We start from the raw sequence: 21,177 nt of genomic DNA on the forward strand, positions 1-21,177 counted from the left end.
TACAACTCGTCATCAGATGAATTGCAGTGACCGTGCCAGTCGCCAGAATTTAATAAACTCAACAATTTCAACAGGTTAAAAAGACTGAACTTCCCATGACCATGCAAATTGCAACAAATACCCGATAACAGCGGGTTTTATGCATTGGCACAAAAACCGGTCATTTGCGCTTGTAGCTCTTCTTGCCACCAGGCGTCAGGCAATACACGCCACCGCGAGGGCCGGTGCAGAACGAACCGGTGCCGCAATCACAGCCATCATCGCTTTGCAGGAACCGCTGCGGCTGCGCCTGTTCACGAATCCCGAACATCGCGGCGCAACTCTTTTTCGAGCCGCTGATGGAGCCGTCATTGCACAGAAACAAATCACCGTCGCAGCGATCGATCCCGCCCTTCTTGCCGGAACAGGGCGTGTTGGCCGCCCATGTCAACGTACTCAACAACATCAGCAACATGCCAGCCACCGGCCTCCAGCCACCGCGAATCAACTTGCTCACGTCATCACTCCGTTGAAATATGGCCAGATGATATCAACGTTTCGGAAAATAATTCGGCAGCCGCTGCCAATGGCGGTTAAAACATGAAAGTTAATTTAAAGCGTTACTGCAAAATCTTGGCAAAATGGTGCCATTCCGTTTGAACCGATCAGCAGGCCTCCCATGACTCGCATCTTGACCATTGAAGACGACGCCGTGACCGCCCGGGAAATCGTCGCCGAACTGAGCAGCCACGGCCTTGACGTGGATTGGGTCGACAATGGCCGCGAAGGCCTTGACCGCGCCGTCAGCGGCAATTACGACCTGATCACCCTCGACCGCATGCTGCCCGAACTCGATGGCCTCGCCATCGTCACGACCCTGCGCACCATGGGTGTGTCCACGCCGATCCTGATGATCAGTGCCCTGTCCGATGTCGACGAACGCGTGCGCGGGCTGCGCGCCGGCGGTGACGATTACCTGACCAAACCCTTCGCCACCGACGAGATGGCCGCCCGGGTCGAAGTATTGCTGCGCCGGCAGAACAACGGTGGCGCCCAGCCCACCACCCTGCGTGTGGCGGACCTGGAACTGGACCTGATCAGCCACGAAGCGAGCCGCGCCGAGCAGGTGCTGACGCTGCTGCCGACCGAGTACAAACTGCTGGAATTTCTGATGCGCAACAGCGGCCAGATCCTGTCGCGGATGATGATTTTCGAGGAGGTCTGGGGTTATCACTTCGATCCCGGCACCAACCTGATCGACGTGCACATCGGCCGTCTGCGCAAAAAGATCGACCCGCCGGGCAACGTCCCGCTGATCCGCACGGTGCGAGGCTCGGGTTATGTCATTGCCGAACCCGTCTGACGGCTGGCGCTCCTCCAGCAGCCGGTTGCTGGCGCTTTACAGTTCGTTGTTCGTGGCCTGGAGCGGGATCCTCATGGGGGTCATGTATTTCGAGGTCTCCGGTTACCTCGACAACCTGGCCAAGCATTCGCTGATGCAGCGTCAGCATCTGTTCTCGCACTTTCGTGGCGACCAGCTGGAAGACGCACTCGCCGCCAGCATGACGTTCGATATTCGCGGCATCGATGCCTACGGCCTGTTCGCCGCCGACCACACCTACCTCGGCGGGGCCTTGCAGCAGATGCCTGCCGGCCTGCCGCTGGACGGCAAGATCCACGAATTGCGCGACTGCTCCGAATCCGACGACCCGACCCTGCCCGCCGACAGCTGCGATGCGGTCGCCACCCCGACCCGCGACGGTCGCTGGCTGGTACTGGTGCGCGACAACGGCTCGCTGTTCGCCGTGACCCGGATCATTCTGCGCGCACTGCTCTGGGGTGTTTCGCTGACGATCGTGCCGGGGGTCATCGGCTGGCATTTGCTGCGTCGTCGGCCGTTGCGACGCATCCGCGCGATTCAGGCCAGTGCCCAATCGATCGTCGCCGGCGACCTGACTCACCGCTTGCCCGTGTCCAATCGCCGTGACGAACTGGACATGCTCGCCGCCATCGTCAACGCCATGCTCGATCGCATCGAGCGCTTGATGAATGAAGTCAAAGGTGTGTGCGACAACATCGCCCACGACCTGCGCACCCCGCTGACCCGCCTGCGGGCGCAGTTGTATCGCATGCAGCAGCAGGCCGGCGAAGGCTCGCCGGAGGCCGCGCAACTGGATCTGGTGCTGGCCGAAGCGGATACGCTGATGGCGCGCTTTCGGGGTTTGCTGAGGATTTCCGAACTGGAAGATCGCCAGCGGCGTTCGGGATTCGTCGAGCTCGATCCGGTGCGGCTGTTGCAGGAACTGCATGAGTTTTATCTGCCGCTGGCCGAGGAAGACGAACTGCATTTCAAACTGAACATGCCGGAAACCCTGCCGCAGCTGAACGGTGACCGGGCGCTGTTGTTTGAAGCCTTGGCCAACCTGTTGAGCAACTCGATCAAGTTCACCCCGCCAGGAGGCACGGTAATTTTGCGTGGGGTGAATGATGCGGGGCATACACGGATCGAAGTGCACGACTCCGGCCCCGGTATTCCCGAGTCGGAACGCGAAGCGGTGTTCCAGCGCTTCTATCGAGCAGAGGGTGGGCAACCGCAAAGCGGTTTCGGGCTGGGGCTGTCGATCGTCGCGGCGATTGTCAGCCTGCACGGGTTCAGTCTTGAGGTGGGTCACAGCGATCTGGGCGGGGCGAAACTGGTGCTGGATTGCCGGCAGAGGCTGATTTCACAGTCGTGAAAGCGATCGTTCCCACGCTCTGCATGGGAACGATCAGCGATCTAACTCAGGCTGGGTAATTCGCGCGTAGCGCCTCGAGTCCACCCTGATAGATGCCGCTGAACAGCGCCACCACTTCCTCATCGCTTACGCCCTGGGCGGTGAAGCGTCCCGACCACGTCACCTTCGCGCCCTGCCCCTGAGCTTCGACGCGAATCGTCGCCAGATAATCGGTGGCCGGAAACGGTGCCTGCAGAATCGAATAACTGTAGGTTTTGCCCGCGTTATCGAACGTCTCCAGGCGCTCGACCACCACCGCGCCGTCAGCGGTTTGCAGGGTGCGCACACGCCCGCCTTCGCTCAGTTCGCTGTTGGGAATGAACGGCAGCCAGTCCGGCAGGGTGTTGAAGCCGCCAATCAATTGCCAGACCTGATCGGCCGAAGCCGGGATGTCGATCGTTGCTGATGCTGTTGCCATAAATAAAAAGTCTCTCTCGATAAATTCAGATAGTCAGGCTGTCGACCACGCCGCCGTCGACCCGCAACGCGGCGCCGGTGGTGGCAGAGGACAGCGGTGATGCGATGTAGGTGACCAGGTGCGCGACCTCTTCGACATCCGCCACGCGCTGGATGATCGAGCTCGGACGGGCCCGGCGCACAAAGGCGTCGGCTTCGTCCCGCAGGCTGCGGCCGGACTCGGCGGCGGCATCCTTGAGCATCTCTTCGACGCCGTCGGTGAAGGTCGGCCCCGGCAGGATTGCATTGACCGTGACGCCAGTGCCGGCCAGCCGTTTGGCCAGACCATGGGATACCGCCAGGTTGGCGCTTTTGGTCACGCCGTAGTTGATCATGTCCGCCGGGGTGGCCACGCCGGATTCCGAGGACAGGAAGATCACCCGGCCCCAGCCCTGCTCGACCATCGCCGGTACGTAATGCCGCGACAGACGCACGCCGGAGATCACGTTGATTTCATAGAAGCGCGTCCACTCATCGTCCGGCGCGTCGAAGAAATCCACGGCGTTGTAGATGCCGAGGTTGTTCACCAGGATGTCGGCTTTCGGTTCGGCGGCGAACAGTTTCTGCGCGCCGTCGGCCGTGCCCAGATCCGCCGTCAGACCGCGCAGTTGCGCGCCCGGCACCTTGTCTCGAATGCTTGCCAGCGCCTGTTCGACCTTGGCCGCGTCGCGACCGATCACCACCACCGTGGCGCCCGCCTCGGCCAGCGACTGGCTGATGCCCAAACCGATGCCCGCCGTACTGCCGCTGACAATCGCCAGTTTTCCGCTCAGATCGATCTTCATGCTTTCACCTCATCAATAGGTAATGGTGCACGTTCGGACACCAGTTTCGCTTCTCGCATGGCCTGCCAGAAACCGGCAGGAATTACCGCTGACAGCGCCGCCACGTCCTCGGCGATCCGCCCGGGTTTGCTCGCGCCGGGAATCACCGCTGCCACCGCCGGATTGGCCAGGGAGAATTGCAGCGCCGCCGCTTTTACATCCACACCATGGGCCGCCGCGATACGTTTGATCTGCTCGACCCTGGCAACGATCTCAGGGCTGGCCTTCTGGTATTCGAAGTGCGCGCCACCGGCCAGAATCCCCGAGCTATAAGGGCCGCCGACGACGATTTCAACGTTCTGCGCCCGCGCCGAATCCATCAGGCGTTGCAGGGCCCGCTCGTGGTCGAGAAGAGTGTAGCGGCCGGCCAGTAGAAAGCCGTCGGGCTGCGCCTCGGTCAGATCAAGGGTCAATTCGCAGGGTTCGACCTTGTTCACGCCCAGCCCCCAGCCCTTGATCACGCCTTCTTCACGCAGGCGGGTGAGGACTTTGAAGGCGCCGGTACGGGCCTGATTGAAATACTCCAGCCATTGGTCACCGTAGAAATCCTGAGCGATGTCGTGGACCCAGACGATGTCCAGGCGATCGGTTTTCAGGCGTTCTAGGCTGTCTTCGATCGAGCGCAAGGTGGCATCGGCGCTGTAGTCGTTGACGATCTTGTTCGGGCGGCCGTGTTCGAACACCCCGCTCTTTTCGCCCAGATCACGGGCGGCGGCGTCTTCGACTTCGTCGAGAATCACCCGGCCGACCTTGGTGCTGAGCACATAGTCGTCGCGCTTGTAGCGGGACAGTGCTTCGCCGAGGCGTATTTCCGACAGGCCCGAGCCGTAGAACGGCGCGGTATCGAAATAACGCACGCCGGCATCCCACGCCGCATGCACGGTGGCCTGGGCTTCTTCCTCGGGGATGGCACGGAACATGTTGCCCAGTGGCGCGGTGCCGAAGCCCAGTTGGCCGGGCAGTTTGTCATTCAAACTCATTGGGGATTTCCTCGTAGTGTCTGGGTCGTGGTTGACCGTTGAGCAGATCCTAGATTGCGCCACTCAGACCGTCCAAGACATAATCCGCAGCACTTGAGTCCTTTAAGGTCTGACATGATCGACATCCGCCAATTGCGTTACTTCGTCGCCGTCGCCGAGGAAGAACACGTCGGCCGCGCCGCCGAGCGCCTGCACATTTCCCAGTCGCCCCTGAGCCGGCAGATCGCCCAGCTTGAAGAACGCCTGGGCCTGACCCTGTTCGAACGTAGCCAGCAACGTATCCGCCTGACCCGTGACGGCCAGACGTTTCTCGCCGAAACCCGCGCCCTGCTGACCCACGCCAATCGCCTCGAATCCCTCGGCAAACGCCTGGGCCGTGGCGAGGAAGGTGGCCTGTGCATCGGCTACATCGAGAACGCCATGCACGCGGGCGTCCTGCCCAACGCCTTGCGCGTGCTGCGGGTGGATCGACCGAATGTGCATGTCGCGCTGTACAACCTCAACTCCGCCGAACAGCTCGAAGGGCTGCGTCAGCGTAGCCTCGATATCGCCCTGGTCAGCGAACCGCCGACGACCGACGATCCTGACTTGCTGGGCTTTCAGGTGCTGGACGACCCGATGCTGCTGGCGCTGCCGGAGCAGCATCCACTGGCCGCACAGGCATCGCTGACCCCGCAGGATCTGGCCACTCAGGAGTGGATCGGCGTGCAACCGCGCCAGGAGGCGCGCGACGACTTCCTGAGCGCCTGCCTGCGCGCTGGCTTCACCCCGGATGTGCGGATGCAGGCGACCGAGCCGTTCACCGCGCTGGGGCTGGTCGCTTCGGGGCTGGGGATTGCCATGATCCAGAAAGGCCTGAGCCACAACGCGCCGCCAGGTGTGGTGTTGCGGGAAGTGCCGTGGCTGGCGTTTACCACGCCGTTGTGGGCGGCGTGGCACCGGGTCAATTTGCGGCCGTTGGTGGAGACATTCAGGACGATGCTGACGGGGCCGGACATCTCGGGCGCCAGATAATCTGCTGGCCCCTCACCCTAACCCTCTCCCCGAGGGAGAGGGAACTGATCGGGGGATATTGACGTGATGCAGCGACCTGAAAAATCTAGTGTGAATCCATAATCAGGTTGATCCGGCACTGACGGTTTGTCCGGTCTACAGTGAATTTTCCATCCCACTTCACAAGGACGTGAAGCATGCAAAATCGCCCTACCCTCGACCAACGCCGGTTCGCCCGCCGTTTACGCGCCAGCCAGACCGATTGCGAGCAGATGCTCCGGCAACGGCTGCGTGCGCGGCAGGTGGCGGGACTGAAGTTTCGGCGGCAGGTGCCGATCCCACCGTTTGTGCTGGATTTTTATTGCGTAGAGTTGAGGTTGGCGGTGGAGCTGGATGGGGGGCAGCACTATGAGGAAGCGGGAGAGGTTCATGATCGGCGGCGTACGCTCTATCTTCAGCGGCTTGGGATTGAGGTGGTGCGGTTCAGTAATCTGGAGGTGATTCGGCAGATGGGGGATGTGTTGGAGCAGATTGTCAGGATCGCAGAGGATTTGAGATCGCGGTCCTGATCCGGAAAGCGCCCTCACCCTAGCCCTCTCCCAGAGGGAGAGGGAACTGATTGGGGGATATTGCCGTAATACATCGACCTGAAAGATCTGCAGTGAATCCATAATCGACTCGGTTTTTCAGGTCGATGTATCCCTCAATACACCTCGGTCGGCCCCCTCTCCCTCCGGGAGAGGGCTGGGGTGAGGGAAAGCGGTCGACGCAGAAATCCGAGCATTCAAATCCCGAAACGCGCCCACCCCGCCACCAACTGCGCACTGATACTCACCCCGCCACACACCACAATCACCACATCACGAGCCTCCGCCAACGCCGGGTGATCGAGGTAGGCCACCGCCAGCGACACCCCGCACGCCGGCTCCACCAGTTGCCGCAAATCACTGGCGTAACGCACCACGCCCATGATCGCGTCGTCATCGGACAGCACCAGGCATTCGTGATCGAACTCGCCGATGTGCTGCACCGGCCAATCCGCTACCTGAGCGGCCCCCAGGGAGGTGGCGACGGTGTCGATCTTGCTCAGGCGCACCGGGTGGCCGGCCTCGACGGCGGCGGCAAACGAGGCGGCGCCGCGGGTTTCGCAGGCGATGATCCGGCAGTCACGCCGGTCATGGCGCAGCAGTCCGGTAAGGATCCCTGCCAGCAATCCCCCGCCGCCCACAGAAGTGACCACCGTGTCGACCTGCGGGCAGTCTTCGAGGATTTCATCGATCATCGTGCTGTGCCCTTGCCACAACACCGGGTGGTCGAAGGCCGGAACATATTCGGTGTCCGTCGCACCGGCCAATTCACGGGCGCGCTGGTTGGCCTCGTCCCAGACCTTGCCATGCACAATGACTTCGGCGCCGGTGCGACGGATGCGCGCGCGGGTCGCTTCCGGGGTGGTGTGCGGCACCACGATGCAGGCTTGCAGACCCAGGCTGGCCGCCGCCACCGCCGTGGCGAGGCCGGCATTGCCGCCGGACGGACAGACGACTTTGCGCTTGCCCTGCGCCGCCGCCTGACTGCACAACAACCCCATGCCCCGCAGCTTGAAGGAGCCGCTGGGTTGCAGGTTTTCCAGTTTCAGCCAGATACGCCGGGAAGTGGTCGACAGGGTCGGATGGAGGATCAACGGCGTGCGGATGTGCAACATGGCGGGCTCCTGTTGAGGTCACGTCCGGACGACCGCTGCGCCGGAGCGTGGACGAATGCAAGGTGAACGTCCCTGCCTGAAGCGTAGTTCACCCCGCCCCCAACGTTGAACGCCGGGGATCGTGCCGGGATCTACACTGAACGGATCAGCCGTGAGGTGCCTATGAAAATGTCAGCGCAAATGACCGTCGTCGCGGTGCTTGCCACCCTTGCCTATCTGGGTCTGGCGATGTGGGGCATCGGTGGCGTGGCGGTGTTCTTTTCCCACGGGGCCTTGGTGGTCGTGACCCTGGCGACGTTGGTGATGGTGGTGGTGTCGTTGTTCAGCGAAGTGAACCTGAGCTCCGGTGAACGTGAAGACCGGGCCAATCGCTGGGTGATCCCGGCGTTCGGCGTGATCGGTCTGGTCAGTGCGTTTCTGCCGGCTTACTGCGACCGCATCGGTTTCTGGACCATTGGTCGCGAAGGCACCCGCTGGCTGGGAGCGTTGCTGTTCATTGCCGGCGGTGCGTTGCGGTTGTGGCCGGTGTTTGTGCTGGGGCATCGGTTCAGCGGCCTGGTGGCGATTCAGCCGGGGCATCGTCTGGTCACCGATGGCATCTACACGCACCTGCGCAATCCCAGCTATCTGGGGCTGGTCGTCAATGCTTTAGGCTGGGCGTTGGCGTTTCGGTCGGTGGTCGGGATCCTGCTGGCAGCGCTGACCCTGATCCCGCTGATTGCCCGTATCCACTCAGAAGAGGCCCTGCTGCGCGCCCGGTTCGGCGCCGAATACGATGCCTATTGCGCACGCAGCTGGCGGTTGTTGCCGGGGGTTTACTGAGGTTGCAGACGCAACTGGCCGTCGCTGTCGATGCTCAGCGTAACGTCGCAGTAACTGGCGATGGTCGCGTGCCGCGTCTCGACCGGATGCTGGTGAGTGGCGGTAATGATCATCAACGGCGCACCCGCCGCTTCAGCCGCCTGAATACCGACGGTCGCATCTTCGAATATCAGGCAATCGACCGGGTCCAGCCCCAGACGCCTGGCAGCCAGGCGGTAACCGGCCGGATCAGGTTTGCCGGCGCTCACGTCTTCGGCCGTGATCATCACCGCAGGCTCGGGAATCCCCGCCGCCGCCATCCGCCGCAACGCCAGATCCCGTGGCGCCGAAGTCACCATGGCCCACTGATTTGCCGGCAACGACTTGAGAAACGCCGCCGCACCAGGAATCTCGACAATGCCTTCAACGTCTTCGATTTCCGCTTCGGTGATGAACGCCGCTTGCGCCTCGGCGTCCACGCCCGGCAAGTTCAGACGCGTGATGGTATCGATGGCGCGCACGCCATGGATGGTCGGCAGGAACGTTTCGACATCCACGCCATGACGCTCGGCCCAGGCAGCCCAGATCCGCTCGGCGGCGGCGATGGAGTTGAGGACGGTGCCGTCCATGTCGAACAGGAACGCGCCGAACGCGCGATTGAAAACAGCATCTTGAGCGGACAAGGGATCGCATCCTTAGGCAGAGCCGGGCAAATGTGCCCGGCAATGTAGCATTTGCCGCTGGCCTCAGTGCAAACGCGGTGCCTTGGATTTGAACGCGTCGTCCACACAATCGAGCAACTGGCCGATGGCCCAGGGCTTCTTGATGAACGCCACCGGATGGCGGACGCCGGAGGTCTCCGGCGTTTCATAACCGGACATGACCATCACCGGTTTTTCCGGCCAGCGTTCGCCCACCAGATTGGCCAGGTCCGCCCCATTGAGGGTGCCGGGCATGGTGATGTCGGTGAGCAGCAGCGCGACTTCCGGCGCGTGCTTTTCCAGGTATAGCGACGCCGCATCGGCACTGGTCTGCGGCTCGACCTTGAAACCTTCCTCCTGAAGAATTTCGCACAGAAACTCCAGAATCAACGGATCGTCTTCCACTACCAGAATCAACCCGCCAGGAAGGTGCGCGCTCGACGTCGGAATTGGACACATGAACTGGCACTCCCCGAATTGCATGAACGATTTAGCGGCATGATCCCGCTGCTTATCTGGTATGAGCGGCGCCTCGTACATAAATTCATTTTTGATACAGGTCTTTTCGATAACGTCGGTCGGCGGACCATCGCCATGGCGCATTTGTGGTTAAAATGCCCGCCCTTTTGCTGGCCGATTCCGATTGATGAACCCTCAAGCCCTCGCCGTTCTCCACGCCCACCTGCTCACCGCACTGACTTCGGCACCGGCCGAAACCCGGCGTCTGTTCCACGGGCGCGGGCGTTGCTGGCCGGGGCTGGAACAGGTCACCGTGGACTGGCTGCAAGGCGTGGTGCTGGTGTCGCTGTTCAAGGAACCCGAGGCTTCGCAGCTGGAAGACCTCAAGCGCCTGCTGCTGGAAATCACCGGCTCGGCGCCATGGCAGCAGTCCGGCGCCCACACCCTGCTGATTCAGCACCGATACCTGCCGCAAAGCACTGCCGAATGGCTGCTGGGGGAAGAGATCGATGAGATGACCATCGTCGAGGGCGGGCTGAAATACCGCGTGGATCTGGGCCGCAAGCAGAACGCCGGGCTGTTCCTCGACATGCGCTACGGGCGCAACTGGGTGCGCGAACAAGCGGCGGGCAAACGGGTGCTGAACCTGTTCGCCTACACCTGCGGTTTTTCGGTGGCGGCTATCGAGGGCGGCGCCAGCCATGTGGTCAACCTCGACATGTCCCGCGCCGCGCTGAGCCGGGGCCGCGACAATCACCGCCTGAACGGGCATGACCTGAGCAAGGTCAGTTTCCTCGGCCACGACCTGTTCAAATCCTGGGGCAAGGTGATCAACAGCGGCCCGTACGATCTGGTGATCATCGACCCGCCGTCGTTCCAGAAAGGCAGTTTTCTGCTGACCAAGGATTACCAGCGCGTACTGCGCCGCCTGCCGGAACTGCTGACGGCACAGGGCACGGTGCTGGCGTGCATGAACGATCCTTCGTTCGGTTCGGATTTCCTGATCGACGGCGTGACCCAGGAGGCGCCGAGCCTGCGTTTCGAGCAGCGGCTGGAAAATCCGCCGGAGTTTCCCGACGTCGATCCTGAAAGCGGCCTGAAGGCGCTGCTGTTCAAGCAGATCGGCTGACCTGCTCAGCGCGGCCGCAACACCAGCGCAAACAATTCGCCATGCCCGGTGACATTGAGCTTGTGATAGAGATTGCGCCGATGCACCTTCACGGTCTCCGGCGATATGTTCATGCGCTGGGCGATGGCCTTGCTGGAAAAGCCCTGAAGAATCAGGCGCGCCGTATCGATTTCGCGCACGGTCAGGCGGGCGTCGAAACGATCCAGCAATGCGGCCAGATCTCCGACCGGCGCCTCAACGACTGCGCCTTGCGGCGGCATCAACTGCACATGCCGACGCATTGCTGACAGCACCCAGTCCCGCACGCAGAGCAGACGCCCCTGCTCCTGCAAACCGAACGCCGTCGCCCGGCCCATCGACAAGCCGAGCACACCGTCATCGGTGTTGACCAGAAATTGCAGTTCATCCGCGCCGACCACAGAACGGAAGTAGCTCAGGTAGTACTCGCTGTGCAGAAACTGGTCCGGCGCCACGGACGCGAGGCTGTGCAAACCGTCGGCGATCCCGGAGACAGCGGCCTGGTAGAAGGGATCAAGCAGGTACATGCCAGCACAGTAACCGGCCAGTTCTTCCTGCTCGTCGGCACGGCCCTGACTGTCGAAGTCGATCAGCAACTGCGGCGGCCGCCCCGCCTGCATCACCGCCACCAGCGCATTGTCCAGCGGCACCAGCAATCGCAGCGTATCGACCAGCGCCCGCCAGAAACCGTCCTGCCCCACCGTGGCGAACACTCGCGACAGACTCTGATGCACCGGCAATTCCTGCAGCAACGCGTCCACGCACTACCCCTTTCGAGTAACCCATGATGGGAATGGGTGTGGCGCAGCCCGCCCGATAGGCTGACCACTCCTGTTCATCACCGGCCTGCCAACAGGCCAGGAGTGCCGCATCATGCATAGTCATCGTGGGTATATCAACCTGGGTCTGATGGGCGTTTTGTCCGCAGCACTGAGCGCGCAGGCGGCCGATGCGCCGAGCGTGCATGTCTACAACTGGTACGACTACATCGGCCCGAACACCCTGCATGACTTCAAGCGTGACAGCGGTATCGAACCGGTCTACGACACCTTCGACAGCGCCGAAGTGCTGGAAGGCAAACTGATGACCAGCCGCAGCGGCTACGACGTGGTGGTGGCGAGCAACTTCAGCCTGCCGACCCTGATCAAGGCCGGCGCCCTCGCTCCGCTGCCCCGCGATCAACTGCCGGGCTGGAAGAACCTCGACAACGATCTGCTGCGCAAACTGGCCAACAACGACCCCGGCAACCAGTACGCCGTGCCGTATCTGTGGGGCACCAACGGCATCGGCTACAACGTCGACAAGGTGCGCGCCGCGCTGGGCGACAAGGCCCCGGTGGACTCCTGGGATCTGGTGTTCAAGGAAGAGAACCTCGCCAAGCTCGGCGAGTGCGGCGTGGCGATGCTTGACTCGCCATCGGAAATGCTCCCGGTTGCGTTGCACTATCTCGGCCTGCCGCCCAACAGCACCAACGCCGAGGACTATCAGAAAGCCGAAGCGCTGCTGCTGAAACTGCGCCCGCACATCGCCTACTTCAATTCCTCCAAATTCATCAGTGATCTGTCCAACGGCAACATCTGCGTGGCAGTCGGCTGGTCCGGTGCGATGCTCGAAGCCAAGACCAACGCCGAGCAGGCCGGCAACGGCGTGAAGATCCAGTACAGCCTGCCGAAGGAAGGCGCGCCGGTGTGGTTCGACACGCTGGTGCTGCTCAAGGACGCACCGCATCCGACCCAGGGCCTGGCGTTCATCGACTACCTGCTGCGGCCCGAGGTGATTGCGCCGGTCAGCGATCACCTGTCTTACCCCAACGGCAATCGGGCCGCCACCGCGCTGGTCGGCGAAGCCACCCGCGACAACCCGGCGGTGTATCCGTCGGCCACGGCGATGACCACGCTGTTCACCCTCGAGCCCCTGCCCAAAGCCACCGAGCGGGTACGCACGCGGGTCTGGAGCAAGGTCAAGAACGGCCAATAATCAACATTGAACAGAGAAGAAAACACCATGAAACCAAGAGCCCGCGATCTCCACATCCGCATCGGCCAACTGCAGCCCGGCCCGCTCAACGCCATCACCGACGTACCCGGCGTGCGGGTCGGCCACAGCAATGTGCGCGGCCGCAGCGCCAGCGGTCGTGATGTCTGCAGCGGCGTCACCCTGATCGAACCTCGCGCCGGATCGACCAATGCGCAACCGTGTTTTGCCGGCGTTCACGTACTCAACGGCAACGGTGATGCGACGGGGCTGGAATGGATTCGCGAAGCCGGCCTGCTGACCAGTCCGATCGCCTTCACCAACACCCATAGCCTCGGCGTAGTACGCGACGCCTTGATCGAATTGGATCGAGCGCAGCAACCGGACGACGGTCGTCTCTACTGGAACATGCCCGTGGTGCTGGAGACCTTCGATGGATTGCTCAACGACATCAACGGCTTTCACGTGAAGCCCGGGCACGTGGCCGAGGCGATGAGCAATGCCGTTGACGGCCCGGTGCAGGAAGGCGCAGTGGGCGGTGGCAGCGGCATGATCTGCCATGAATTCAAGGGTGGGATCGGCACCGCGTCGCGCCGCTTGAGCAAGGCTCAGGGCGGCTGGACGGTGGGCGCCATCGTCCAGGCCAACCATGGGATTCGCAGCGAACTGCGGGTCGATGGCTACCCGGTCGGGCGTTACATGGAACAGGTGGATTCGCCGTTCCTGCGCGCTTCGCTGCCGCACCCGGGCATGGGTTCGATCGTGGTGTGCCTGGCCACCGATGCACCGTTGCTGCCGCATCAATGCACGCGGCTGGCACAACGGGCCAGTCTCGGTCTGGCGCGTACCGGCGGTGGCAACGAAGACCACAGCGGTGACATCTTCCTCGCCTTCGCCACTGGCAACGGCCACATCCCGCCCGCCGCCTACGAGGGCAAAGGCGCGCCAACCTGCGACGGCTTGCGGATGGTCAACAACGACCACATCAGCGAGCTGTTTCTGGCGGCGACCGAGGCCGTTGAAGAGGCGATCATCAACGCCTTGCTGGCCAGCGACAGCACCGAAGGTAACGGGCATTCGGTGCCGGGGCTGGATGCCGCCACCCTGCTCGCCACTCTCGAAAAAGCCGGCTGGCCGGGCACTCGCTGAAACCGTTCGCAAAGAGCTTCAGCGAAACAGCCCTTGTCCGAGTTCGCGCGCTGCCTGCAGCTGGATCGCAGGATCGCCCGACTCGGACTCCAGCAACAACGCCGAGCCCGTCACCGTTGCACCGCAGTAATCGAAGATGCCGTGATCGATCTGCGCCTTCATCGCCGCGCCGTAGCCGTGGCGTTCGTAAGTACGTGCATCCGCCCCGCCGAGTGCGACCAACTGCACACGCAGTCGTCCGAGTTTTTTCAGGGTCGAATCGCCGTCGAAATCAAACGCCCAGCCATTGCTGAACACCCGGTCGATCCAGCCTTTGAGCAGCGCCGGCATCGACCACCAGAAAACCGGATAGACCAGCACCAGCGCATCGGCGCGATCGATTCGCACCTGCTCGGCCAGAACGTCTGCCGGCGGTGCGGACTCGCGGTGGTGCACGGCCCAGTCGGCCACACCGAAACGCGGATCGAATGCCTCGGCGTGCAGGTCAGCGATTTCGAAGGTGTTGGACGAATCACTCTCCGACAGGCCTTTGGCAATCTGATGCGCCAGCCCATGGGTCAGCGAGCGGGGATCATCATGGTCTACAACAATCAATGCATGCATGGGGGAAATCTCCGGTTGGTGATTGCTGACCAAGGGCTTATCCTTTCGATAAGTTACACTTGGTAAGCTACAGTTAGTAAGTTACCTTCAGTAAGTTACGTTTGGTATATAAGCAATGGCAACCACTGAAATCCCCGAACCCGCTCAACCGCGCCGACGCCTGTCCCGGGAAGACCGTCAGCGCCAGTTGCTCGACATGGCCTGGCAATTGATTCGCGAAGAAGGCACCGATGCCCTGACGCTGGGTTATCTGGCGGAAAAGGCCGGCGTGACCAAACCGGTGGTGTATGACCACTTCATCACCCGCGCCGGTTTGCTGGCTGCGCTGTATCAGGATTTCGACAGGCGCCAGACGGCGTTGATGGATGCGGCGCTGGCCGATGCCGAGGCGACCCTGAGTGGCACCGCGACGGTGATTGCCACGGCGTATGTCGATTGCGTGCTGACCCAGGGCAACGAGATTCCGGGGGTGATCGCCGCCCTGGCCAGCACGCCGGAACTGGAGAAGATCAAACGCGAATACGAGGCGGTTTTCCTGGAGAAATGCCGCAGTGTGCTGTCGCCGTTCGCTGACGGTGGTGACATTACCCAGGCGGGATTGCGTGCCATGCTCGGCGCCGCCGAGGCGTTGTCCCAAGCCGCGGCCACCGGCGAAATCAGCCCGGCCGAGGCCCGTGAGGAGCTGTCTGCGAGCATCGCAGCGATGGTCGAAAGGGCCGCCGTCAGTGCCGCAAAAGCAAGTGACTGACGGTACTTGAGACCGTCCGTGCACCTTCCTAGGATGGAGATACGCAGTCGCTTGGTTTGCCAAACCGCTGCGTAGGTGCGGGTGTCCTGAACCCCAATCAAGCCCGCACCTTGTTCATGCGCATCTTGAGCCTCACGGGCTCTACTTCCTCCCCATCAAAGAGTCTTGAGGCTCTTTTTTTGTCTCCGAAAATCAGCGCTCCGGTTCGCGACGGATCGAACGCCACGCGGCTTGCGCCAGCAGCTCGCGATAAGCCTTCGGACTGCCCTGCACTCGCCCGGACAACCACGCCCGGCAATAGCTGTCGGCCTGACCGACGATCAGCGATGGCAGCAATTCGGCCGGGCAATCGTTGAGTTCGGCGGCGCGCCCGGATTCGGCCAGCCAGGTGCGCAGCCCCAGATTGCGGGTCTTGTTGCGAGCGGCGAGTTCGTCCTTGTGCGGCCCCCGGGTCACGGCATAACGCGCGTGGTACTGGAATCGCGCCCATTCAGGCTGGTTCTCGACCCAGTCCACATAACTGAAAACCAGGGCCTGCACGCCCTCTTCGGTGGTCGTCGCGTCGGCCAGATACGCATCGCGCAAACGCGCCTGATCTTCCAGTGCGGTGAAAAACAACGCGGCCACCAGCCCTTCCTTGTTGCCGAAGTGGTGGTAGATCGCGCCGACACTGGTGTCGCACTCGGCCCTGATCATTTCGATGGTCGTGGCCTCGATACCTTGTTCATTGAACAGGCGCAAGGCTTTGCGAAAGATGTCGCGCTTGAGTTCGGCCCGTCGTCCGGGGTAGCTGCGCTCGAGTAGATCTGCGGTGTCCATGGGGTTGAAGGCCTGGTAAATCCTGTGGAAAGGCACACCCGTGCCGGTAATCGAAACGCGCCTAGGTTGACAGATTTCCCGCTGACAGAATACCGTTCCGTTACAGAACAATATTCTGTAACGGAATATCATTCTGTAAATTCATCCAATCACGAGGATTTCCCATGAGTCAGTTTCTCGCCATGTTCACCAGCGCCGGCCCACAAGCGTTCAGCCAGATGGCCTGTCAGGTCGCGCCGTATTTCAGCAGCATCAATCCGTTGGTCAGCGAGCTGCGGGCAGGCTCGGCGACTGTACAAGTGCCGTTTCGCCGCGAGATCACCAACCACCTTGGCACCGTCCACGCCATCGCCATGTGCAACGCCGCCGAGCTGGCCGCCGGGATGATGACCGACGTGTCGATTCCCGCCGGCGCACGCTGGATTCCAAAGGGCATGACGGTCGAGTACCTGGCCAAAGCCAAATCCGACGTGACCGCCGTGGCCAATGGCGAAGGACTGGACTGGCAGACCGAAGGCGACAAGATCGTGCCGGTCGACATTCACGATGCCGAGGGCAAGAAAGTGTTCACGGCGCGGATCACCATGAACGTGAAGCTGTCCTGAAATCACGGGCACAAAAAAGCCCTTGTTGCCGTCATCGCAACAAGGGCTTTTTGCCGTTGGCCGGATCAGTGCACGGTCAGGCGCTGGCGGACAAATTCCTCGGTATGGCGCGTGACTTGATCCAGGTGCCGGTCGCGCTGTTTTTCGGCATCGACCATCGCCCGCTTGCCATGTTTGTGCAGGAGGTAGGTGTGAATCTGCTGCACTTCCAGCGAGCGGTAGATCGGCGTGGTGTCGATAAAGCCGCGCAAGCCGTTGCTGCGGTAATGCCGGGTGCTCATCAGCACCTGAGTCTCCAGCTGGCCCAGCACTTCAAAGCCCAGCGCCTCGAAATACGGGACTTTACCCACGCTGCACGTCAACTCGGCATGGGGGTAACGCGTCACCATGTCGGCGATCAAAGCCCGGGCCACACCCTGACGTCGGTACGGCTGCCGGACCGCCAGATACGCCACGTTGCATGCCTCCCAATCGCCCTGCACCGGCAAGTACAACAGGAAGCCGATCACCTGCTCCGGGTCATCCTCATCAGTGGCCACCAGCAGTTCCACTTCGGTGCCCTTCTCGCCGTTCAGCGCCTCCAGATACAAATGCACTTCGTAGCCGACCGCGTATTGATAAACGTTGTACAGCAGGTTGCTCGGGCCCAGACCGATGGCGCTGATGTCGGTCAGGTAATCGACCACCATTTGCAGGATCTGGCTGTTGACGCCTTCGGGGCACGGGGATTTGTAGTGGGTGATGCGGGGCATGACGGGTGAACTCCGGCGGTAAAACACAAGTTGCCGGGCGGGTTGAGCGGCCGGCGAACCGCGACATCATACCCTGTGCAAGCCTGACAAAAATTTCATCTGCCCGAGAACGGATATTTCGCCGATTTGGCGTCCAATTCTTCAGCTGCGTTCAATTCCCGACGCAGGCCCTGAGGAGTTGTCATGAACGTTCTGCGTTCCCTGTTCAAATGGCGAAAAGCCCTGCTGCTGGTGCCAGTGACGCTGGCCACGCTGGCCAGTTCCCCTGTGTTTGCCCAACCCGAAATGATCATCCGCGAAGCACCGCCACCGATGCGCATGGAACCGATGCCCGGCCCACGGCCTGGTTATGCATGGGATCGCGGCCACTGGCGCTGGGAAGGCCGGGGTTATGTCTGGATGCCCGGTCACTGGCAACCGGTACGTCACCACGGCGCACGCTGGGAACCGGGCCACTGGCAGGCGCGCGGGCCGAACTGGTACTGGATTGAAGGTCATTGGGTGCGTTGATCGCTCGCCAGCCCGCCAACGTCATACACCAGGAAAATCGTCATGTCGAAAACCATAAAAACCTTGCTCGCCGCCTCGCTGGTGGCAATCACACTGTCGGGCTGCGTCGTCGAACCGGTGCGCCCGCATCGCCCACCGCCGGTGGTGGAGGTCGTTCCGGCGATGCCTGCGCCGGGTTATCACTGGGTCGCCGGGCATTACCGCTGGGCCGGCAACCAATGGCGCTGGGTGCCGGGGCACTGGCGGGCGTATTGAGGCCGCTCACTGGGCCGGTGCAACCACCTTGAACTTGATCGCGATGTCGTTCGAAACCACGGTATCGGCCCACTCCCCGGCACCGAGGCCGAAGGCATCGCGCTTGAGCACCAGTTCACCGTCGAAGATGCCGATGCTGCTGTCCGGTTTCACATGCACCGGCACCTGTACTTCATGGGTGATGCCTTTGAGCGTGAGCTGGCCGGCAACCAGATAGTGGTTGTCATCGACCCGGCTGAAACGGGTCGATTCAAACACCGCCACCGGGAATTTTTGCGTGTCGAACCATGCGGGTTTCACCAGCTCGGTGTTGGCGTCTTCACTGCCGGCATCGATGCTGGTGAGGTCGATGTGCAACGTGGTGCGGGCGTTGCTCAGATTTGCAGTGTCGAAATCCAGCGTCGCGTCGAACTTGCCGAACGTGCCGTACATCCGCGAGCCCATCTGGTTGTAGGTGAAATTGATCTGGCTGGCGGTGGTGTTGACCCGGGTGTACTCCACGGCCTGCGCCGCCGGCATGACGATCAGGCAACACACGGCAGCCAACAACAATCGAATCGACATGGGATGCTCCGGTGCCTCGGTGGACCTCGACTGACTTAAGCAAACATCCGACGCTAATGCCAGCGCCCACAGCGGTTATTCATTCAAACCAGCCGCTCGATCTTCTGATGCTGCCAGACCCGTTTGTAGTACAGCGTCTGCAAGACCAGCATCCCGAGGTACGCTACCGGAAACGCCATCCACACACCCTGCAAACCAAACTGCCCGTCCAGCCAGTACGCCGCCGGCAATTGCACGCCGACCACGCAAATGATCGCGATGGCCACCGGCACCAGAACCGTGCCGCTGGCGCGCATGATGCCGCCGACGATCGCCTGGAAGCCGAAGATCAACAGGCTCCACAGCATGATGTGCAGCAAGTGCTCGGCCATCGCCCGGGTCGAGTCTTCGGTCAGGAACAGCCCCAGCAGCCAGTGCGACAACAGATAACCGAGCACGATCAAGCCACCGGTCAGGCACACGTTGATCCACAGCCCGGTGCGCAGGATCGGCCCCATCCGCTCCAGCCGCCCGGCACCGATTGCCTGGGCACCGAGGATCGACGCGGTGATCGCAATCGACAGCGCCGGAAACTGCACGTAGTTGACGATCTGCGTCACCGCGCCATAGGCCGCCGTCGCCTGGGAGCCGTGCTGGTTGACCAGCGCCAGAATGACGAGCTCCGACAGCGACAGCACAATCATCTGCACCCCGGTCGGCAGGCCGATGCGCAACACCTTGCCGAGAATCTCGCCGTCCAGGCGCAGCGCCGCGAAGAACTCCCGGTCCGGCGCCAGCGGATGGCCCTTGCGAATCAGACTCCATGACAGCCACGCCATCGATGTCAGCGTGCCGGCCAGCCCCGCAACCGCCGCGCTCTGGATCCCCAGTTGCGGCAAGCCAATCCAGCCGCGAATGAACGCCGGGGTCAGCGCCAGACCGACAATGGTCGACAGCAGCAGCGCCAGCATCGGTGACAGCGTGTCGCTCACCCCGCGCAACAGCTGAGTGAACAGCACGTACACCAGCACAAACGGCAACGTCCACATCATCACGCGAGCATAGGCCACCGCGTCATCCAGCACATCCGCCGGCGTGCCCAACCCCTGCAGCGCCTGACGCGCGAACACACTGCCAAACACCGCCGCCACCAGCCCGATCAACACCCCCAGCAACAGCGTCGCCCCGGCGATCGCCTTCACCATGTGCGACTCGCGCGCGCCCCACGCCTGCCCGATCAACACCCCGGCCCCGGCACCCAGACCGATGACCAGCGCGATGAAGAAAAAGATGATCGGAAACATCCCCGACACCGCCGCCAGCGCCTGAGTGCCGAGCATCTGGCCGATGTAGATGCTGTTGACCGTACCCGACATCGACTGCAGGAAATTCGACAGCACCATCGGGGCGAGGAACAGCAGGTAGGTTTTCCAGAGCGGTGTTGGGGCGGTGGTTTGCATTGAAGGGAGATCCATCTCGACAGCCGGGAACAGATTGAGGGTAGCTTCGGCGAGTTCCGAGCGATGAGCAATGAACTTCTCGGATATTGCAGAAGTTTTCATCTGCGCCCCTCAAGGCTCGACAGATTCATCCTCATCGCTGATTGTTTTCCCTCACGCCAGCTATGGCTGCTTCGGGTTTTGACTCTTTTTTTTCAGCCGTAAACCGTCTGTCTGGCACCCGGCTTCAAGTGCGTGCTGCAGATCCTGTTGCGATTGAGCGCTGACAGGGGACGAGTAATCGGCGGCCAGATAATAGAAGCCTTCGGCACGTGCCTGTTGCGCTTCAAGCAACGTCGGTTGCCCCAACAATCTTATCCGTGCGAATGGATCTTCATCCGTCTTGGGTGGTTCAACCGTGCGCTCGAAACAGTACGCATGGCTAACGGCAAACGGGTAATAGCCCAGGTAGGCATCCTCGGCGTTCAACACATTGCGCAAAAGCATCCGGCTCTCGTCGTAACGAGGCGTCTTGGGAACCGTGTCACTGCACTTTGCATAAACGATGGCGCCGACCAGCAGACCTTTTCTGGCGGAGTCGCCATAGAGGGCGCAGGCCTTCTCACGTTTTTGTTGCAGATCGGGATTCATCGGGTCGCCGAACTCTGTCATCCGCGCTTTGTAAAATACAGCGGCGGCATTACCTTCGGTGATGGACTGAGCCAGGTAGCGTTCAGCCTTGTTTTTGTTCTCAAGAATTTTTTCACCTACAACTTTCGCTTTTGCCTTGTCCGGCGAGTCTTCGGTCGCCATCAACAGAAGCTCTTTCGACAACGCTTGTCCGTCCCAGTATGCCGTGAGGTATTGATTGAACGAGTCAGTACCGGGCGGCTCCGTCTCGGCAACAGCGGTTGAACACACAAAGAAAATCATCAGTGACATCAGATTGCGCAGCATCGAAATT

The 21,177-nt window shown here is 61.7% G+C and carries 26 protein-coding genes; 12 read left to right on the forward strand and 14 right to left on the reverse strand.

The window, feature by feature from the left end; genetic code table 11:
- Positions 1 to 160 precede the first annotated feature (160 nt).
- Positions 161 to 454, reverse strand: coding sequence for a YdcA family protein (locus tag NE357_RS17220; protein WP_169432667.1), 294 nt, complete (start codon positions 452 to 454; stop codon positions 161 to 163).
- A 204-nt stretch (positions 455 to 658) separates the two neighbouring features.
- Between NE357_RS17220 and NE357_RS17225 the strand changes: the two genes are divergently transcribed.
- Together NE357_RS17225 and NE357_RS17230 are read left to right on the forward strand one after the other, a co-directional pair.
- Positions 659 to 1,342, forward strand: a complete 684-nt coding sequence (locus tag NE357_RS17225) for a response regulator transcription factor (protein ID WP_169430880.1) — start codon at positions 659 to 661, stop codon at positions 1,340 to 1,342.
- On the forward strand, positions 1,320 to 2,714 hold the full coding sequence (locus tag NE357_RS17230) for a sensor histidine kinase (RefSeq protein WP_169430881.1): 1,395 nt from the start codon (positions 1,320 to 1,322) through the stop codon (positions 2,712 to 2,714). Before NE357_RS17225 ends, NE357_RS17230 begins: the two co-directional genes overlap by 23 nt.
- Positions 2,715 to 2,760: 46 nt before the next feature.
- Here NE357_RS17230 and NE357_RS17235 read toward each other — a convergent pair whose 3' ends face one another.
- Genes NE357_RS17235 through NE357_RS17245 form a run of 3 tightly spaced genes read right to left on the reverse strand, consistent with a single transcriptional unit; the run spans position 2,761 to position 5,013 of the window.
- The gene (locus tag NE357_RS17235; protein ID WP_169430882.1) at positions 2,761 to 3,171 is read right to left on the reverse strand and encodes an SRPBCC family protein; all 411 of its coding nucleotides are present in this window, start codon (positions 3,169 to 3,171) and stop codon (positions 2,761 to 2,763) included.
- 25 nt (positions 3,172 to 3,196) lie between these two features.
- Complete coding sequence (locus tag NE357_RS17240; protein WP_169430883.1) at positions 3,197 to 3,994, reverse strand: SDR family NAD(P)-dependent oxidoreductase; 798 nt, start codon at positions 3,992 to 3,994, stop codon at positions 3,197 to 3,199.
- Positions 3,991 to 5,013, reverse strand: coding sequence for an aldo/keto reductase (locus tag NE357_RS17245; protein ID WP_169430884.1), 1,023 nt, complete (start codon positions 5,011 to 5,013; stop codon positions 3,991 to 3,993). Before NE357_RS17245 ends, NE357_RS17240 begins: the two co-directional genes overlap by 4 nt.
- A 114-nt stretch (positions 5,014 to 5,127) precedes the next feature.
- Here NE357_RS17245 and NE357_RS17250 point away from each other — a divergent pair, with 114 nt between their 5' ends.
- A complete protein-coding gene (locus tag NE357_RS17250; protein ID WP_169430885.1) occupies positions 5,128 to 6,027 on the forward strand; it encodes a LysR substrate-binding domain-containing protein in 900 nt (299 codons plus the stop codon).
- A 176-nt stretch (positions 6,028 to 6,203) separates the two neighbouring features.
- Positions 6,204 to 6,575 carry an endonuclease domain-containing protein gene (locus tag NE357_RS17255; RefSeq protein ID WP_169430886.1) on the forward strand — a complete coding sequence of 124 codons (372 nt, stop codon included), beginning with the start codon at positions 6,204 to 6,206 and terminating at the stop codon, positions 6,573 to 6,575.
- Positions 6,576 to 6,790: 215 nt separating this feature from the next.
- On the opposite strand, the gene NE357_RS17260 is transcribed toward NE357_RS17255, so the two are convergent.
- On the reverse strand, positions 6,791 to 7,708 hold the full coding sequence (locus NE357_RS17260; RefSeq protein WP_169430887.1) for a pyridoxal-phosphate dependent enzyme: 918 nt from the start codon (positions 7,706 to 7,708) through the stop codon (positions 6,791 to 6,793).
- Between the two features lie 162 nt (positions 7,709 to 7,870).
- Between NE357_RS17260 and NE357_RS17265 the strand changes: the two genes are divergently transcribed.
- A complete protein-coding gene (locus tag NE357_RS17265) occupies positions 7,871 to 8,530 on the forward strand; it encodes a methyltransferase family protein (protein WP_169430888.1) in 660 nt (219 codons plus the stop codon).
- Here NE357_RS17265 and NE357_RS17270 read toward each other — a convergent pair.
- Both NE357_RS17270 and NE357_RS17275 read right to left on the reverse strand, forming a co-directional pair.
- Positions 8,524 to 9,192: an HAD family hydrolase gene (locus NE357_RS17270; protein ID WP_169430889.1), complete on the reverse strand. Its 669-nt coding sequence runs from the start codon at positions 9,190 to 9,192 to the stop codon at positions 8,524 to 8,526. The genes NE357_RS17265 and NE357_RS17270 overlap by 7 nt on opposite strands.
- Before the next feature lie 63 nt (positions 9,193 to 9,255).
- Positions 9,256 to 9,669 carry a response regulator gene (locus NE357_RS17275; protein WP_169430890.1) on the reverse strand — a complete coding sequence of 138 codons (414 nt, stop codon included), beginning with the start codon at positions 9,667 to 9,669 and terminating at the stop codon, positions 9,256 to 9,258.
- Positions 9,670 to 9,856: 187 nt separating this feature from the next.
- On the opposite strand from NE357_RS17275, the gene NE357_RS17280 reads away from it, so the two are divergent.
- Positions 9,857 to 10,798, forward strand: coding sequence for a class I SAM-dependent methyltransferase (locus tag NE357_RS17280; protein ID WP_169430891.1), 942 nt, complete (start codon positions 9,857 to 9,859; stop codon positions 10,796 to 10,798).
- 5 nt (positions 10,799 to 10,803) lie between these two features.
- Here NE357_RS17280 and NE357_RS17285 read toward each other — a convergent pair whose 3' ends face one another.
- Positions 10,804 to 11,577, reverse strand: a complete 774-nt coding sequence (locus tag NE357_RS17285) for a helix-turn-helix transcriptional regulator (RefSeq protein WP_169430892.1) — start codon at positions 11,575 to 11,577, stop codon at positions 10,804 to 10,806.
- 112 nt (positions 11,578 to 11,689) lie between these two features.
- Here NE357_RS17285 and NE357_RS17290 point away from each other — a divergent pair, with 112 nt between their 5' ends.
- Both NE357_RS17290 and NE357_RS17295 read left to right on the forward strand, forming a co-directional pair.
- Positions 11,690 to 12,793 (forward strand): polyamine ABC transporter substrate-binding protein, encoded by a 1,104-nt coding sequence (locus NE357_RS17290; protein WP_169430893.1) that lies wholly within the window; start codon positions 11,690 to 11,692, stop codon positions 12,791 to 12,793.
- Positions 12,794 to 12,820: 27 nt separating this feature from the next.
- A complete protein-coding gene (locus tag NE357_RS17295) occupies positions 12,821 to 13,939 on the forward strand; it encodes a DmpA family aminopeptidase (protein WP_169430894.1) in 1,119 nt (372 codons plus the stop codon).
- 18 nt (positions 13,940 to 13,957) lie between these two features.
- Here NE357_RS17295 and NE357_RS17300 read toward each other — a convergent pair whose 3' ends face one another.
- Entirely contained in the window at positions 13,958 to 14,542 is a 585-nt protein-coding gene (locus NE357_RS17300) for an NAD(P)H-dependent oxidoreductase (protein ID WP_169430895.1), read from the reverse strand.
- Between the two features lie 115 nt (positions 14,543 to 14,657).
- On the opposite strand from NE357_RS17300, the gene NE357_RS17305 reads away from it, so the two are divergent.
- Positions 14,658 to 15,290 (forward strand): TetR/AcrR family transcriptional regulator, encoded by a 633-nt coding sequence (locus tag NE357_RS17305; protein ID WP_169430896.1) that lies wholly within the window; start codon positions 14,658 to 14,660, stop codon positions 15,288 to 15,290.
- A 192-nt stretch (positions 15,291 to 15,482) separates the two neighbouring features.
- Here NE357_RS17305 and NE357_RS17310 read toward each other — a convergent pair whose 3' ends face one another.
- Complete coding sequence (locus tag NE357_RS17310) at positions 15,483 to 16,109, reverse strand: TetR/AcrR family transcriptional regulator (RefSeq protein WP_169430897.1); 627 nt, start codon at positions 16,107 to 16,109, stop codon at positions 15,483 to 15,485.
- Between the two features lie 164 nt (positions 16,110 to 16,273).
- Between NE357_RS17310 and NE357_RS17315 the strand changes: the two genes are divergently transcribed.
- Positions 16,274 to 16,714, forward strand: a complete 441-nt coding sequence (locus NE357_RS17315) for a hotdog fold domain-containing protein (RefSeq protein WP_169430898.1) — start codon at positions 16,274 to 16,276, stop codon at positions 16,712 to 16,714.
- 65 nt (positions 16,715 to 16,779) lie between these two features.
- Here NE357_RS17315 and NE357_RS17320 read toward each other — a convergent pair whose 3' ends face one another.
- Positions 16,780 to 17,466 carry a GNAT family N-acetyltransferase gene (locus NE357_RS17320; RefSeq protein ID WP_169430899.1) on the reverse strand — a complete coding sequence of 229 codons (687 nt, stop codon included), beginning with the start codon at positions 17,464 to 17,466 and terminating at the stop codon, positions 16,780 to 16,782.
- 183 nt (positions 17,467 to 17,649) lie between these two features.
- Between NE357_RS17320 and NE357_RS17325 the strand changes: the two genes are divergently transcribed.
- Both NE357_RS17325 and NE357_RS17330 read left to right on the forward strand, forming a co-directional pair.
- Positions 17,650 to 17,976, forward strand: coding sequence for a YXWGXW repeat-containing protein (locus NE357_RS17325; RefSeq protein ID WP_169430900.1), 327 nt, complete (start codon positions 17,650 to 17,652; stop codon positions 17,974 to 17,976).
- Positions 17,977 to 18,018: 42 nt separating this feature from the next.
- A complete protein-coding gene (locus tag NE357_RS17330; RefSeq protein WP_169430901.1) occupies positions 18,019 to 18,231 on the forward strand; it encodes a YXWGXW repeat-containing protein in 213 nt (70 codons plus the stop codon).
- A 6-nt stretch (positions 18,232 to 18,237) separates the two neighbouring features.
- Here the strand turns inward: NE357_RS17330 and NE357_RS17335 are convergent, their stop codons facing one another.
- From NE357_RS17335 to NE357_RS17345, 3 genes are all read right to left on the reverse strand, one after another.
- Complete coding sequence (locus NE357_RS17335) at positions 18,238 to 18,795, reverse strand: YceI family protein (protein WP_169430902.1); 558 nt, start codon at positions 18,793 to 18,795, stop codon at positions 18,238 to 18,240.
- An 83-nt stretch (positions 18,796 to 18,878) separates the two neighbouring features.
- Positions 18,879 to 20,234 (reverse strand): MATE family efflux transporter, encoded by a 1,356-nt coding sequence (locus NE357_RS17340; RefSeq protein ID WP_169432668.1) that lies wholly within the window; start codon positions 20,232 to 20,234, stop codon positions 18,879 to 18,881.
- 162 nt (positions 20,235 to 20,396) lie between these two features.
- Positions 20,397 to 21,170 carry a hypothetical protein gene (locus tag NE357_RS17345; RefSeq protein WP_169430903.1) on the reverse strand — a complete coding sequence of 258 codons (774 nt, stop codon included), beginning with the start codon at positions 21,168 to 21,170 and terminating at the stop codon, positions 20,397 to 20,399.
- Positions 21,171 to 21,177: the final 7 nt, after the last annotated feature.

Source organism: Pseudomonas sp. G7(2022), assembly GCF_052660475.1.

Bases quoted from the DNA above. Each gene is read 5' to 3' on its own strand.
- NE357_RS17250 (WP_169430885.1), top strand. From the start codon at position 5,128: ATGATCGACATCCGCCAATTGCGTTACTTCGTCGCCGTCGCCGAGGAA.
- NE357_RS17255 (WP_169430886.1), top strand. From the start codon at position 6,204: ATGCAAAATCGCCCTACCCTCGACCAACGCCGGTTCGCCCGCCGTTTA.
- NE357_RS17310 (WP_169430897.1), bottom strand. From the start codon at position 16,109: ATGGACACCGCAGATCTACTCGAGCGCAGCTACCCCGGACGACGGGCC.
- NE357_RS17245 (WP_169430884.1), bottom strand. From the start codon at position 5,013: ATGAGTTTGAATGACAAACTGCCCGGCCAACTGGGCTTCGGCACCGCG.
- NE357_RS17300 (WP_169430895.1), bottom strand. From the start codon at position 14,542: ATGCATGCATTGATTGTTGTAGACCATGATGATCCCCGCTCGCTGACC.
- NE357_RS17325 (WP_169430900.1), top strand. From the start codon at position 17,650: ATGAACGTTCTGCGTTCCCTGTTCAAATGGCGAAAAGCCCTGCTGCTG.
- NE357_RS17265 (WP_169430888.1), top strand. From the start codon at position 7,871: ATGAAAATGTCAGCGCAAATGACCGTCGTCGCGGTGCTTGCCACCCTT.
- NE357_RS17225 (WP_169430880.1), top strand. From the start codon at position 659: ATGACTCGCATCTTGACCATTGAAGACGACGCCGTGACCGCCCGGGAA.
- NE357_RS17280 (WP_169430891.1), top strand. From the start codon at position 9,857: ATGAACCCTCAAGCCCTCGCCGTTCTCCACGCCCACCTGCTCACCGCA.
- NE357_RS17240 (WP_169430883.1), bottom strand. From the start codon at position 3,994: ATGAAGATCGATCTGAGCGGAAAACTGGCGATTGTCAGCGGCAGTACG.
- NE357_RS17290 (WP_169430893.1), top strand. From the start codon at position 11,690: ATGCATAGTCATCGTGGGTATATCAACCTGGGTCTGATGGGCGTTTTG.
- NE357_RS17320 (WP_169430899.1), bottom strand. From the start codon at position 17,466: ATGCCCCGCATCACCCACTACAAATCCCCGTGCCCCGAAGGCGTCAAC.
- NE357_RS17235 (WP_169430882.1), bottom strand. From the start codon at position 3,171: ATGGCAACAGCATCAGCAACGATCGACATCCCGGCTTCGGCCGATCAG.
- NE357_RS17275 (WP_169430890.1), bottom strand. From the start codon at position 9,669: ATGTGTCCAATTCCGACGTCGAGCGCGCACCTTCCTGGCGGGTTGATT.
- NE357_RS17220 (WP_169432667.1), bottom strand. From the start codon at position 454: ATGTTGCTGATGTTGTTGAGTACGTTGACATGGGCGGCCAACACGCCC.
- NE357_RS17305 (WP_169430896.1), top strand. From the start codon at position 14,658: ATGGCAACCACTGAAATCCCCGAACCCGCTCAACCGCGCCGACGCCTG.
- NE357_RS17345 (WP_169430903.1), bottom strand. From the start codon at position 21,170: ATGCTGCGCAATCTGATGTCACTGATGATTTTCTTTGTGTGTTCAACC.
- NE357_RS17260 (WP_169430887.1), bottom strand. From the start codon at position 7,708: ATGTTGCACATCCGCACGCCGTTGATCCTCCATCCGACCCTGTCGACC.
- NE357_RS17330 (WP_169430901.1), top strand. From the start codon at position 18,019: ATGTCGAAAACCATAAAAACCTTGCTCGCCGCCTCGCTGGTGGCAATC.
- NE357_RS17295 (WP_169430894.1), top strand. From the start codon at position 12,821: ATGAAACCAAGAGCCCGCGATCTCCACATCCGCATCGGCCAACTGCAG.
- NE357_RS17315 (WP_169430898.1), top strand. From the start codon at position 16,274: ATGAGTCAGTTTCTCGCCATGTTCACCAGCGCCGGCCCACAAGCGTTC.
- NE357_RS17230 (WP_169430881.1), top strand. From the start codon at position 1,320: ATGTCATTGCCGAACCCGTCTGACGGCTGGCGCTCCTCCAGCAGCCGG.
- NE357_RS17335 (WP_169430902.1), bottom strand. From the start codon at position 18,795: ATGTCGATTCGATTGTTGTTGGCTGCCGTGTGTTGCCTGATCGTCATG.
- NE357_RS17340 (WP_169432668.1), bottom strand. From the start codon at position 20,234: ATGCAAACCACCGCCCCAACACCGCTCTGGAAAACCTACCTGCTGTTC.